We start from the raw sequence: 13,115 nt of genomic DNA, 5'->3' as shown, positions 1-13,115 counted from the left end.
GCGAAGCGCACTAGACGCGCACTATGTGCCGCACTGCTTGGCCAACTCGCGCTGTTCCTCGGTCAACTCCGGGGCCTGCGGCTCCTCGGTCGGCGCGTCGGGGTCCTCCTTGCCGGGGGTCCCGCCCTCGGTCGCCTGCTCGTCCGACCGCTCTCCGTCCGGCGCCTCCTCCTCCGGCTGCTCCGGCTCGGGGGACTCGGACTGCTCGGCGAGCAGGTCGCAGACCTCCGCCTGCGCGCCCAGGTTGTCGAGGTGCGTCCTGGCGTCCTCCAGGCTGTCGGCAGAGAAGTTGTTCTCCACCTGGCTGCGCTGGTAGGCGGGCAGCGAGTCCACCCGGATCTCCGGGTGGTCCTCCTTGACGCTGCTGAGGTCCAGCGGGCCGAGGCTCTGGCTCAACCCCTGGTAGAGCGCGAGGTGATCGCCGTTGACGCCGACGTAGTACTGGGTCTGCGTCCAGCGGTAGCCGGCGTAGAGCCCGCCGCCCACCACCGCGACGGCGAGGCCGATCAGCAGCCAGTTCCGCACCGGGCGGCGCTTGGGCCGCTGCTGGACGTACTCGTCGTCCGGGTAGAGCTGGCCGAAGACGCCGGTCTGCGGGTCGGGCGAGCCGGCGGCGCCGCCAGCCGGCTGCTGCTGCGGCCGGCCCAGCTCGGCGGCGCGGGCCGCCGGGGTGCGCGGGGTGTCGGACGAACGCTGCGCCTGCGTCTCGGCGACCGCGCCCACGATCTGCGGCGCGTCCGAGAGCTGCATGGTCAGGGTGTCGCTGACCTGGCTGTCCATGTCGACGACGTCGGCGATGATGCAGGTGATGTTGTCCGGGCCGCCGCCGCGCAGCGCCAGCTCGATCAGCTCGCGCACGGTGTCCTGCGGCGCCGCGTTGGTGACCATCGCGTCCCGCATGGTCTCCAGGCTGACCACGCCGGACAGGCCGTCCGAGCAGAGCAGGTAGCGGTCCCCCGGGCGCACCTCGCGGATGGAGAGGTCGGCCTCGATCCGGTCGGCGCTGCCCAACGCCCGCATCAGCAGCGAACGCTGCGGATGGGTCGTCGCCTCCTCCTCGGTGATCCGCCCCTCGTCGACCAGCCGCTGGACCCAGGTGTGGTCCTGCGTGATCTGCGTCAACTCGCCGTCCCGCAGCAGATAGGCGCGGGAGTCGCCGACATGCACGACACCCATCCGCTGGCCGGTCCACAGCAGCGCGGTGAGCGTGGTGCCCATCCCGTCCAGCCGGGGATCGTCCGAGACCATGCCGCGCAGCTGCTCGTTGGCGCGCTGCACGGAGGCGTCCAACGAGGTCAGCAGGTCCGAGCCGGGGATGTCGTCGTCGAGCGGGACCAGGGTGGAGATGACCTCGGAGCTGGCCACCTCGCCCGCGGCCTGGCCGCCCATGCCGTCGGCGATGGCCAACAGACGGGGACCGGCGTAGCCGGAGTCCTCGTTGTGGGCCCGGATCATTCCGACGTGGGAGCCCGCCGCGAATCTCAGTGACAAACTCATGCGCGCCTCTCCCACCCTCCGGTCGTCATTGTGATCGGACCTACTTCCGAAGCTCGATGACCGTCTTGCCGATCCGGATCGGCGCGCCGGGCGGAATGGGGACCGGGGTGGTCAGTCGGCCTCGGTCGAGATAGGTGCCGTTCGTCGAGCCGAGGTCCTCGACGATCCACTGGCCGTTCTGGTCCGGATAGATCCGGGCGTGGCGGCCTGAGGCGTAGTCGTCGTCGAGCACGATGGTCGAGTCGTGTGCCCGGCCGAGCGTAATGGTCTGCCCCTGGAGGGCGACAGTGGTTCCGGTCAGGGAACCTTCGGTGACGACCAGTTTGGTCGGGGCGCCGCGCCGCTGCCTGCCGCGGCCGGCGGGCTTGGCCTGGCCCTGCGGCTGCTGCTGTTGCTGCGGTCGGCGCTGCGCCGCCTGGTCCGGGCGCCGGACGGCGGCGCGCTGGGTGACCCGGGTGCCGAACAGATCGCTGCGGATCACCTGGACCGCCACGATGACGAACAGCCACAGGACGGCCAGGAAGCCCAACCTCATGACCGTCAGGGTCAGCTCTGACATTGCCCCCCGCTTACCCTTCGGCTTGCCGGTAGATGACTGTGGTGTTGCCCACGACGATCCGTGAGCCGTCGCGGAGCGTAGCGCGTTTGGTGTGCTGTCCGTCCACCACGATGCCGTTGGTGGACCCGAGGTCGCGCACGGAGGGCGGTTCGGTGGCCTGAATCTCACAGTGCCGGCGGGAGACCCCGGGGTCGTCGATCCGCACGTCGGCCTCGGTGCTGCGGCCGAGCACCAGGGAGCCGCGGGAGATCTGGTGGCGGGTGCCGTTGATCTCGACCCAGCGGCGGGTGCGTCCCGGCGCGGCCTGGCCGTACGGCGCCGAGGGCGCGGACGGCGGGCGCGGGGGCGCCCCGGGCGGGGCGTTCGGCGGTGGCGGCGGGGCTCCCGGGGGCGGGTAGCCCGGGGAGCCGGTGAACGGCTGCTGCTGCGGCGGTCCGCCATAGGTCGGGGCCGAGGACGGCGGGGGCGCGCCCTGTCCCGAGGCCGAGGCGGCGAGCGTGCGGCTGCGCACCCGGTAGAGGCCGGTGTCCAACGACTCGACCTGCTCCAGGTGGACGCGGATCTCCCCCATGAACGTGTACCGCTGCTGCTTGGCGTACTCCTTGACCATGCCGGCCAGTTCGTCGCCCAGCTGCCCGGCGTAGGGGCTGAGCCGCTGGTAGTCGCCGGTGCTCAGCTCGACGATGAAGTCGTTGGGGACGACCGTGCGCTCACGGTTCCAGATGGTGGCGTTGTTGTCGCACTCACGCTGGAGCGCGCCGGCGATCTCGACCGGCTGTACCTCGGACTTGAAGACCTTGGCGAAGGTGCCGTTGACGAGGCCCTCCAGCCGCTGCTCGAAGCGCTTCAGTACTCCCATGTGCACCTCCTTCTCCGTTGTCCCGGCACGCGGCTGAAGTGGTAGGGCTAGCTGATCGTATCCACGCGCGAGACGCCCAGGTGGTTCCCACCTGGACACCGGTGCTCCCTCCCGGATCGTAGGGGGGAGCTTGCAACAGTGTCGCGCATCTCCGGAGGTGATGCGGAGGGACGGGGGCGGTGCGCGGGTCAGGGCGGGGGCGCGGGGTGCGGACGGGGGTGCGAAAAGGCGTGTGAGGGCACCCTTGTGGGCGTGCTAGCCTTCTGGGTGTCGGAAGGCGCTCCGGTCCCCACCGGGACGAGGAGAGGCCGGAGGACAAGGTGCTTGCGCGGGTGGCGGAATAGGCAGACGCGCTGGATTCAGGTTCCAGTGCCCGAAAGGGCGTGGGGGTTCAACTCCCCCCTCGCGCACCAGAAGTTCGAAGATCCATCGGATCTCGGGAGAAGGGCCTCAGCGTAGCTGGGGTCCTTTCGCTGTGTCTGGGGTCGGCGGGGTGCCGTGTGGGGGCCGGGGGCCGGAGTTCTCGGGGTGCCCCGGGGGTCGTGACCAAAGTCACCGACGCTCTCGACTCCGGCGGCGGGGGCCGTTCGGGGGATAACCGGTCTGGTCATCGCAGAATGGCCTTTTCTGCTTGTTTTCTGCGCGTTCTCGTGATTTCCGCATGGGTTTCTGCCAGGGTTGCTCACCGCCCGATGGTTACCCAGCGTGGAGGTCTCGTCATGGGGTGTGAAGAGTGGGGTGCGGGGCGCGCGTGCTGACCGTCGCGCATCTGGTGCAGCCGACGCACGGCGGGGTGGCCAGGGCCGTCGCCGACCTGGTGCGCGCGCAGCGGCTTCTGGGGATGCGCCCCGTGGTGCTCTGCCCCTCCGGCGGGACGCTCGCCCGTGAGGCCGGCGCGGCCGGCGCCGGGGTGGGACTGTGGCTCGCGGAACGCGGCCCGACGGGGAACCTGCCGTGGGAGGTCTACTGCGCGGGTCGCGCGCTGCGGCGAGCCGCCCCCGACGTGGTCCATCTCCACGGTGGCAAGGCCGGGTTGGCCGGCCGGTTGGCGCTGCGCGGGCGGCTGCCCACCGTCTTTCAGCCACATGTCTGGTCGTTCGAGGCGGCCGGCGGCGTCGGCGCGCTGGCCGCCCGCCGCTGGGAGCGCCGGGCGGCCACGTGGACGCACCGGGTGCTGTGCGCCACCGGCCAGCAGCGCCTGGCCGGCGAACGGGCCGGCGTCGCGGCGCCGATGTCGGTGGTGCGGGCCGGCGTCGATCCGGAACGCCTCCCCGCCGGCGACCAGGTCGCCCGCCGCCAGTCGCGGGCGGCGCTGGCCGCCGTCCACGGGCTGCCGCAGCGGGCGCCGCTGGTGGTGTGCGTCGGGCGGCTCACGCCGGAACGCGGCCGGGACGTACTGCTGCGGGCCTGGCCCCGGGTGCGGGCCCGGGTGCCGGAGGCGCGGCTCGCGGTGGTCGGCGACGGGCCGGAACGGGCGGCGCTGCGTCGGGCGGCCGGGCCCGAGGTCCTCTTCACCGGGCACACCGAGGACACGGCGCCCTGGTTCGCCGCCGCCGACCTGGTGGTCTCGCCCAACCGGTCCGGCGGGTCCGGGCTCGCCCCGTTGGAGGCGATGGCGGTGGGCCGCCCGGCGGTGGTGACCGACGTGGGCGGCGCCGGCGAGCTGCTGCCGCCCGGGCAGGCGGCGCACTGCCTGGTCCCGCCGGGCGACCCGGCGGCGCTGGCCCGCGCGGTCGAGACGCTGCTGGTCGACGCGGAGCTGCGCGGCGCGCTGGGGCGCGCGGCCCGCGACCACATGCGCGAGGCCGGCTCGGCGGAACGGGCGGCCGGCGAGTGCCTCGCGGTCTACACGCGGTGCCTCCCGACGGGCCCGGCCCGCCAGCGGCGGGGCGTCGGGTAGGCGCGGGCCGGCGCTCGGCCTGCTTGGGGGCGCGGTGCATTCGTGGCGGGCCGCACGCGACTACGGGGCTTCGTGGCTGGGTGGGTTGTCGTCCGCGCCCCGGTGGTGGGTTGCTCGCGCAGTTCCCCGCGCCCCTGGTTGTGGTGGGCGTGGTCGGCCAGGTGTGGGTTCACGCGCGGCAGGTGGCGGCCTGTCTGGGGGCGCGGGGAACTGCGCGAATGCTGTGTGGCGGGCCGCAGTCGACTACGGGGCTTGGTGGCTGGGTGGGTTGTCGTCCGCGCCCCGGTGGTGGGTTGCTCGCGCAGTTCCCCGCGCCCCTGGTTGTGGTGGGCGTGGTCGGCCAGGTGTGGGTTCACGCGCGGTAGGTGGCGGCCTGCTTGGGGGCGCGGGGAACTGCGCGGTGCATTCGTGGCGGGCCGCACGCGACTACGGAGCTTCGTGGCTGGGTGGGTTGTCGGCGTGCGCCCCCCCCGGAGGGGCTCAGCGGGGGGTCTGCCAGGTCAGCTCCGTGCCGGAGCCGCCGATGCCGGGTCCCACCGTGGCCGTGCCGCCGAGGGACTCGGCCCTTCGGGCCAGGTTCCGCAGCCCGCTGCGCCGGCCGCCGGCGTTCATCCCGACGCCGTCGTCCGCGACGGTCAGCCGCACCGCGTCCTGACCGTCGTCCCCGTGGGCGCGCGCGTTGACCGTCACCTCGACGCGGGAGGCGTTCGCGTGCCGCGCCGCGTTGGACAGGCCCTCGCGGAGCGCGGCCAGCAGGTTGCGGGCGACGCCCTCCTCGATCACCGAGTCGACGGGGCCCACGAACGAGACGGCCGGCCGGAAGCCCAGCAGTTGGGCCGCCGCGCCGGTCTCGCGCAGCACGCGGGTGCGCAGCCCGGTGGGGGCGTCCTCCGGGTGCTGCTGGAGCGAGAAGATCGCGGTGCGGATCTCCTGCACGGTGGCGTCCAGTTCGGTGGTCGCCTGGTCGACGCGGTCCCGCACGTCCTGGGACGAGGTGACACGGCGGGCGCCCTCCATGATCAGGCCGACGGCGAAGAGCCGTTGGATCACCAGGTCGTGCAGGTCGCGGGCGATCCGGTCGCGGTCCTCCAGTACCGCCAGCAGCTCCCTGTCGCGGCGCGCCCGCGTCAACAGCAGGGCGAGCGCCGCCTGTTGGGCGAACTGGGTGGCGTTGGCCCGTTCCGGCACCGAGTAGGGGGGCGCGTCGGGGGTCCTGGCCAGCGAGAGCACGCCCAGCGTGGTGTCGTCGCTGGTCAGCGGCAGCAGCATGTGGGGGCCCTCAGGGGAGCCGAGGCCGAGCAGCGGGGCGGCGTCGGGAGTGGGGCGGTCGCGGAAGACCGGGTCGCCGGTGAGGACCTGCCGCAGCGCGGGGGAGTCGGCGGGGACCGTGGAGCCCAGCAGCCCGCCGGGGTCGTCGGCGCAGACGGCGACGACGGTCAGACCGCCCTCGCCGTTCGGTTCGAGCACCGCGCCGACCGCCGCCCTGGCCAGCCGTCTGGCCTGCTCGGCGACGACGGCGAGGGCGTTGTCCTCCGGCTCGGCGGAGAGCAGCGAGGTGGACAGTTCCAGGCTGCCGTCCAGCCAGCGTGCCTGTTGGCGGACCGCCTCGTGGAGCCTGGCGTTGCCGACCGCGAGGCCGGCGTGGGCGGCCAGCGCCCGCACCAGTTCGCGGTCGGCCTCGGTGAACGTCTCGCCCGGCGGGTCGGTGAGCCACAGCGCGCCGGACTTGGCGCCGTGCACCAGCACGGGCGCCCAGAGCGTGGTGTCGGGCGAGGGGCGGGCGCCCCGCCCGTCGAGCAGCGCGTGCAGCAGCGGCTCTGGGTCGTGCACGGGCCCCTCGCCGTGGGTGAGCAGCCGGTCGATGCGTTCCCCGTCGTCGCTGAGCACGGCGAGTGCGGCGTGGCCAGCGCCGGTCGCCTCCGCGGCGGCCCGGACTGCCCGGGCCGGCACGGCGTCTGGCTCGTTGTCGCCGCCGAGGGCGGCCAGGGCCCTCAGCGGCTCCGCCACCTGCCGCATAGCAGCAGCGTAAGGAGTCCCCTTCGTCAGCGAAAGTCGGGAATGCCCCCGGGCGGTGCGCGACAGCGACGCGCCGGCGATGTCAGCGGCCTCCCGCCGGCTCGGGAACGCGCGCGGCGGCGGTCTCCCGGGCGAGTAGCGCGCGGTAGGGGCCGGCGACCGCGGCCAGTTCGGCGGGGGCGCCGCGTTGCACCACCCGGCCGGCGTCCAGCACCAGCACCTCGTCCACCGCTTCGACGCCGGCCAGCCGGTGGGTGATCAGCACGGCGGCCCGGCCCTCGGCGGCGGCCAGCAGGTCGTCGGTGAGGGCGTCGGCCGTCTCCAGGTCCAGGTGCTCGGCCGGCTCGTCCAGCACCAGCACCGGGAAGTCGGCGAGCAACGCCCTGGCGAGCGCCAGCCGTTGCCGCTGCCCGCCGGAGATCCGGGCGCCGCCCTCGCCCACCCGGGTGTCGAGCCCGTCGGGCAGGGAGTCGACCCAGGTCAGCAGCCGGGCGCGGCCCAGCGCGGCGCGCAGCTCGGCCTCCGCCGCCGAGGGGCGGGCCAGCAGCAGGTTCTCCCGGAGCGTGCTGTCGAAGACATGGGCGTCCTGCGCGCACAGCCCGACCCAGCGCCGCACCGTCTCGCCGCGCAGGGCGGTGGCCTCGGTGCCGGCCAGGGTGTAGGTGCCTCGCTCCGCGTCGAGAAAGCGCAGCAGGCAGTGGGCCAGCGTCGTCTTGCCGGCGCCCGAGGCGCCGACGACGGCGATCCGGCGGCCCGCCGTCAGCTCCAGGTCGACCCCGCGCAGCGCCGGCGCCGGCCGCCCGGGGTGGCGCGCGGTCAGGCCGCGCAGCCGCAGGGGGAACGGGCCGTCCGGCGTCGGCGCCGGCCGTTCGGGCTCGCGCACGGGCTCGGGCGCGGTCAGCACCTCCCGCACCCGTTCGGCGGCGCGGCGGGCGCGCTGCCGGTGCTGCACCGCCGCCGGCAGCCCCGCCACCGCCTCGAAGGCGGCCAGCGGGACCAGCACCACCGTCGCCAGCCAGACGCCCGCCAACTCGCCCCCGGCCACGGCCGGTACGCCGGCCCAGCCGGCCGCGGCGACCGTCGCCCCGGTGAGCACCGCGGTCAGCCCGCCGGCCAGCGCGGTGGTCCCGGCCGAGCGCCTGGCCAGCCCGGTCAGCTCCCGGTCCGCCGCGGCCAGCGCGGCGCGGCGCCGGGGGAGCGCCCCGGCCACCAGCAGTTCGTCGGTGCCGGTCATCAGGTCGACCACCCGTTCGGCCAGCGCCCCGCGCGCCGGCGCCAGCCGGGACTCCGCCCGCCTGGCCAGCGCGGCGGTCAGCGCGGGCACCGCGACGCCGGCCAGCAGCAGCCCCGCGGCCAGCGCGAGCCCGGCGACGGGCAGCAGCCAGCCCGTGAAGACCACGGCGGCGACCCCGACGCCGCCCGCGGCGGTCACCGGCAGCAGCCAGCGCAGGAAGTAGTCCTGGAGCGCGTCCACGTCGGCCACCACCCGGGAGAGCAGATCGCCCCGCCCGGCCCGGCCCAGCCCCGCGGGGGCCAGCCGTTCCAGCCGTTGGTAGACCGCGACCCGCAGGCCGGCCAGCAGTCGCAGCACCGCGTCATGGCCGAGCAGCCGCTCCGCGTAGCGGAAGGCGGCGCGCCCGAGGCCGAAGGCGCGGGTCGCGGTGACCGCGACCAGCAGATAGAGCACCGGGGGCTGTTCCCAGGCGCGGGAGATCAGCCACCCCGAGGTGGCCATCAGTCCGACCGCGCTGCCCAGCGCCAGCGCCCCCCACACCATGGCCAGCGCCAGCCGCACCCGCCCCCCGCGCGCCAGCCGCCGCGCCCAGCGCAGCGCCGGCCCCTCGGCCGCCGCCGGCCCCGCCGCGCCCGGCGCCGCCGGGGCGTCGGCCCCGGCCGGCTCCCCGGCCTCGACGGCGGGGGGCCGGGGCGTGGGCGGGGGCGCGGCCTCGGACGGGCGATGTTTCACGTGAATCATTCGGTCGGCGAGGGCGCCCAACGCCGGCCGGTGCGAGACCAGTACCACCGTCCGCCCCGCCCCGTGGCGGCGGATCGCCGCCACCACCGCCGCCTCCGTCGGGCCGTCCAACGCGGCCGTCGGCTCGTCCAGCAGCAGGATCGGCCGGTCGGCGAGGAACGCCCTGGCCAGCGCGACCCGTTGCCGCTGGCCGGCCGAGAGTCCGGCGCCCCCCGGGCCCAACGGCAGCCCCGGGTCCAGTTCCCCGGCCGCCGCCTCGGCGAGCGCCGCCGCCACCTCGGCGTCGCCGGCCTCCGGCCGGGCCAGCCGCACGTTCTCACCGACCGTGCCGGCGAAGAGCAGCGGACGCTGGGGCACCCACGCCACCTCGCGGTGCCACGCCGCCAGGTCCAACGAGGCCAGCTCGACCCCGCCCACCAGCACCCGCCCCGACTCCGGCCGCACCAGCCCCAGCAGGGCGCGCAGCGCGGTCGACTTGCCGCTGCCCGAGGGGCCGGTGAGCACGACCGTCTCCCCCGGCGCGACGCTCAGGCTGGTCGCCGCCAGCGCCTCGCCCGAACGCCCGGGGTACCGCACCACCGCGCGCTCCAGCCGCAGCGCCGGACGCGTCGGAACGGGGGCCCCGCCGTCGGTCGGCGGCTCGGTCTCCAGCACCTCGAAGACCTCGGCGGCGGCTGCCAGCCCCTCCTGCGCCGCGTGGAACCTGGCCCCCACCTGCCGCAGCGGCAGATAGACCTCGGGTGCCAGGACCAGTACCACCAGCGCCGTCTCCAGCCCCAGATCCCCGTGGACCAGTCGCATCCCGATGCTCACCGCGACCAGCGCCACCGAGAGGGTGGCCAGCAGCTCCAGCGCGAACGAGGAGAGAAAGGCGATCCGCAGCGTGCGCAGCGTTCCCCGCCGGTAGGAGTCGGTGATGGCGCGGATGTTCTCCGCCTGCGCGCCGGCCCTGCCGAAGACCTTCAACGTCGGCAGTCCGGCCACCACGTCGAGGAAGTGCCCGGAGAGCCGCGCCAGCCGTCGCCAGCGCCGGTCCGTCTGGGCCTGCGTCGCCCAGCCGATCAGCACCATGAAGAGCGGGATCAGCGGCAGCGTCACCAGCATGATCCCGGCCGCCACCGGGTCCTCGGTCGCCACCCAGCCGAGCACCGCGAACGGCACCACCGCCGCCAGCCCCAGCTGCGGTAGATAGCGCCCGAAGTACTCCTCCAGCGCGTCGATCCCCCGGGTGGCCAGCGTGGTCAACTCCCCCGTCGGCCGCCCCGCGAGCCCGTGCGGGGCCAGCAGCGCCGCCCGGTCGAGCAGCAGCAGCCGCAGCCGCGAGGTGACGGAGGCGCCCGTGCGGTGCGCCAGCCAGTCCCTGAGATAGCCGACCAGCCCCCGCGCCAGCGCCGTGGCAGCCAGCCACCCGAGTGTGCCGCCCAACGCGTCCAGCCCCTGCCCGGCCGTCACCGTGCCCGCGATCAGCCGCGCGAGCAACAGCGCCTGGGCGACGAGCAGTCCGGCCTCCGCCACGCCCAGCAGCACCGAGGCGACCAGCAGCCGCCTGGCCGCGCCCGCGTGGCGCAGCAGCCGGGGGTCGACGGGCCTCACGCCGGGCTCCGGGTGTCGGCGCCGTGGGCGGCGGGCGCCAGATGGTGGGTGCCGATCCGCTTGCGGAAGACCCAGTAGGTCCAGCCCTGGTAGAGCAGCACCACCGGGGTCGCGAACGCCGCGCACCAGGTCATGATCCGCAGCGTGTAGGGCGAGGAAGCGGACTCGGCCGCCGTCAGCGACCAGGCGGGGTCGAGCGAGGACGGCATCAGCTGGGGGAAGAGCGTCAGGAACCACAGCGCGACCACCGCGACCACCAGCACCCCCGAGCTGAGGAACGCCCAGCCCTCCCGCTTCCGCGCGTTGGCCGCCAGCGCGCCCAGCAGCGCCAGCACGGCGACGACCAGCGCCGGCACCCCGCGCCCGTTCTCCGCCTCGGCCAGCGTCCAGCCGAGGAAGCCCAAGGTCAGCGCACCGCCGCCCCACCCCAGCCGGCCGGCCAGCCGCCGCGCCCGCTCCCGGATCTCGCCCACCGTCTTCAGCGCGGCGAAGAGCGCGCCGTGCAGGGTGAAGAGCGCCAGGCTCACCGCGCCGCCGAGCAGCGCGTAGGGCGAGAGCAGATCGCCGAGGTCGCCGACGAACTCGCCCTGGGCGTCGATCGGCACCCCCCGCACCATGTTGGCGAAGAGCACCCCCCACAGCACCGAGACCGTCAGCGAGGACCAGAAGATCGCGTGCTCCCAGCGCCGCTGCCAGCGTTCCTCGGGCCGCTTGGCGCGGTACTCGAACGCGACCCCGCGCACGATCAGGCAGACCAGGATCAGCAGCAGCGGCAGATAGAAGCCGGAGAAGAGGGTGGCGTACCAGTCGGGGAACGCGGCGAACGTGGCGCCGGCGGCGGTCAGCAGCCAGACCTCGTTGCCGTCCCAGACCGGGCCGATGGTGTTGATCAGCACCCGTCGCTCGGCCCGGTCCCTGGCCAGGGTCCCGGTGAGCACGCCGATGCCGAAGTCGAACCCTTCGAGGAAGAAGTAGCCGACCCACAGCACGGCGATCACGACGAACCAGAGGGTGTGAAGTTCCATCCCGGACGCTCCTTCGCGCGTCGATGTGGCGTTGTCCGTGGGCGGTCAGTAGGAGAAGGCCATGGGCCGGTCCTCGGACTCGTCGTCCCGGCGGGGCCCCGGCAGCGAGGGCGGCCCGCCGATCCGGGTTGGCGGATGGCGGTCCGCCTCGGTCAGCTCGGGCGGCCCCGCCTTGGCGTAGCGGACGATCAGCCGCACCTCGATCACGGCCAGCAGCCCGTAGAGCGCGGTGAAGACGACCATCGAGGTGATCACCTCGCCCTGCGAGACGCCGGGGGAGACCGCGTCGGCGGTCTTCAACACCCCGTACACCACCCAGGGTTGACGCCCGGTCTCGGTGAAGATCCAGCCCCAGGCGTTGGCGACCAGCGGGAAGAGCATGGTCAGCGTGGCGATCCGCCAGTACCAGCGGGTCAGCGCGGGGCCCAGCGGCAGATGGCGGGTGAGGGCCAGCCTCGGCACCTCCTCCTCGCCGGTGCGCAGCGTCTCGGCCAACAGGAACCGTCGCCGGGTCAGCCAGAGCCCCGCCGCGCCGACCGCGACCGAGGCCATGCCGAAGCCGATCATCCAGCGGAAACTCCAGTAGGCCAGCGGGATGTTGGGCCGGTAGTCGCCGGGCCCGTATGCCTCCCGCAGCTGTTCGTTGGTGTCGTTGATGCCGGGCACCGGGTCGCTGAAGTTGTCGTGGGCCAGGAAGGACAGCAGCCCCGGCACCTCGACGCTGACCACGTTGTGGCCGGCGTCCACGTCGCCCACGGCGAAGAGCGAGAACGGCGCGGGCGCCTCCGTCTCCCAGAGCGCCTCGGCGGCGGCCATCTTCATCGGCTGCTGCTCGTACATGATCTTGCCGAGCCGGTCACCGCTGAACGCGGTCAGCGCTCCCGCCACCACCATCGTCACCAGCCCCAGCCGCAGCGAGGTGCGCATCACGGCGATGTGCCGGCGGCGCAGCAGGTGGTAGGCGGAGATCCCGACCAGGAACGCGCCGCCCACCAGGAAGGCGGCCGTGATGGTGTGCGCGAACTGGGCGACGGCGGTGTTCTGCGTCAGCACCCGCACGATGTCGGTCAGCTCGGCCCGTCCGGTCTCCTCGTCGATGCGGTATCCGACCGGGTGCTGCATCCAGGAGTTGGCGGCCAGGATGAAGTACGCGGAGAGCACGCTGCCGGCGGCGACCGCCCAGATGGTGGCGAGGTGCAGCTTGGGCGGGAGCTTGTCCCAGCCGAAGATCCACAGGCCGATGAAGGTCGACTCGAAGAAGAACGCGATCAGCGCCTCGAAGGCCAGCGGCGCCCCGAAGACGTCGCCCACGAAGCGGGAGTAGTCGGACCAGTTCATGCCGAACTGGAACTCCTGCACGATGCCGGTGACCACGCCCATGGCGATGTTGATCAGGAAGAGCTTGCCCCAGAACTTGGTGGCCCTGAGGTACTTCTCCTTGCCGGTGCGCACCCAGGCGGTCTGGAGACCGGCGGTGAGGCTGGCCAGCGAGAGGGTCAGCGGGACGAAGAGGAAGTGGTAGACGGTGGTGATCCCGAACTGCCACCGGGCCAGGGTCTCCGGCGCGAGCGCGAGTTCCATGGTGCCGCTCCAGGTTGCTTGTGAACGTATTCACATTCACAAGCCATTATGCTCCTCGTCGCGCACCGACCCGAAAGGGGGGTGTGTTTTCTGTGAAGCCGCAGGTGGGA

The 13,115-nt window shown here is 74.2% G+C and carries 8 protein-coding genes and 1 tRNA gene; 2 read left to right on the top strand and 7 right to left on the bottom strand.

Annotation, left to right across the window (positions count from 1 at the left end):
• Positions 1-21: 21 nt before the first annotated feature.
• The 3 genes from FH715_RS12440 to FH715_RS12430 are packed head-to-tail and all read right to left on the bottom strand — an operon-like array spanning position 22 to position 2,915.
• Positions 22-1,497, bottom strand: a complete 1,476-nt coding sequence (locus tag FH715_RS12440) for a PP2C family protein-serine/threonine phosphatase (RefSeq protein WP_139644494.1) — start codon at positions 1,495-1,497, stop codon at positions 22-24.
• Between the two features lie 40 nt (positions 1,498-1,537).
• Positions 1,538-2,056: an FHA domain-containing protein FhaB/FipA gene (locus tag FH715_RS12435; protein WP_139644492.1), complete on the bottom strand. Its 519-nt coding sequence runs from the start codon at positions 2,054-2,056 to the stop codon at positions 1,538-1,540.
• A 10-nt stretch (positions 2,057-2,066) separates the two neighbouring features.
• Positions 2,067-2,915, bottom strand: a complete 849-nt coding sequence (locus FH715_RS12430) for an FHA domain-containing protein (RefSeq protein WP_139644490.1) — start codon at positions 2,913-2,915, stop codon at positions 2,067-2,069.
• A gap of 326 nt (positions 2,916-3,241) precedes the next feature.
• Here FH715_RS12430 and FH715_RS12425 point away from each other — a divergent pair.
• Both FH715_RS12425 and FH715_RS12420 read left to right on the top strand, forming a co-directional pair.
• Positions 3,242-3,328, top strand: a tRNA-Leu gene (locus FH715_RS12425).
• A 338-nt stretch (positions 3,329-3,666) separates the two neighbouring features.
• Positions 3,667-4,815 carry a glycosyltransferase family 4 protein gene (locus FH715_RS12420; RefSeq protein ID WP_246108712.1) on the top strand — a complete coding sequence of 383 codons (1,149 nt, stop codon included), beginning with the start codon at positions 3,667-3,669 and terminating at the stop codon, positions 4,813-4,815.
• 480 nt (positions 4,816-5,295) lie between these two features.
• Here FH715_RS12420 and FH715_RS12415 read toward each other — a convergent pair whose 3' ends face one another.
• From FH715_RS12415 to FH715_RS12400, 4 genes are all read right to left on the bottom strand, one after another.
• On the bottom strand, positions 5,296-6,831 hold the full coding sequence (locus FH715_RS12415) for a GAF domain-containing sensor histidine kinase (protein ID WP_139644488.1): 1,536 nt from the start codon (positions 6,829-6,831) through the stop codon (positions 5,296-5,298).
• A gap of 82 nt (positions 6,832-6,913) precedes the next feature.
• Positions 6,914-10,399 (bottom strand): thiol reductant ABC exporter subunit CydD, encoded by a 3,486-nt coding sequence (gene cydD, locus FH715_RS12410; protein ID WP_139644487.1) that lies wholly within the window; start codon positions 10,397-10,399, stop codon positions 6,914-6,916.
• Positions 10,396-11,424, bottom strand: coding sequence for a cytochrome d ubiquinol oxidase subunit II (cydB, locus tag FH715_RS12405; protein ID WP_139644485.1), 1,029 nt, complete (start codon positions 11,422-11,424; stop codon positions 10,396-10,398). The genes cydD and cydB overlap by 4 nt, the downstream gene beginning before the upstream one ends.
• 45 nt (positions 11,425-11,469) lie before the next feature.
• The gene (locus FH715_RS12400) at positions 11,470-13,005 is read right to left on the bottom strand and encodes a cytochrome ubiquinol oxidase subunit I (protein ID WP_139644483.1); all 1,536 of its coding nucleotides are present in this window, start codon (positions 13,003-13,005) and stop codon (positions 11,470-11,472) included.
• Between the last annotated feature and the right edge of the window lie 110 nt (positions 13,006-13,115).

The sequence above is a fragment of the Streptomyces sedi genome, from assembly GCF_006335015.1.
In the GTDB taxonomy this organism is placed as follows: domain Bacteria; phylum Actinomycetota; class Actinomycetes; order Streptomycetales; family Streptomycetaceae; genus Streptomyces; species Streptomyces sedi.
Note: the sequence above shows the minus strand (reverse complement) of the source record. Positions and strands in the feature narration are given on the sequence as shown.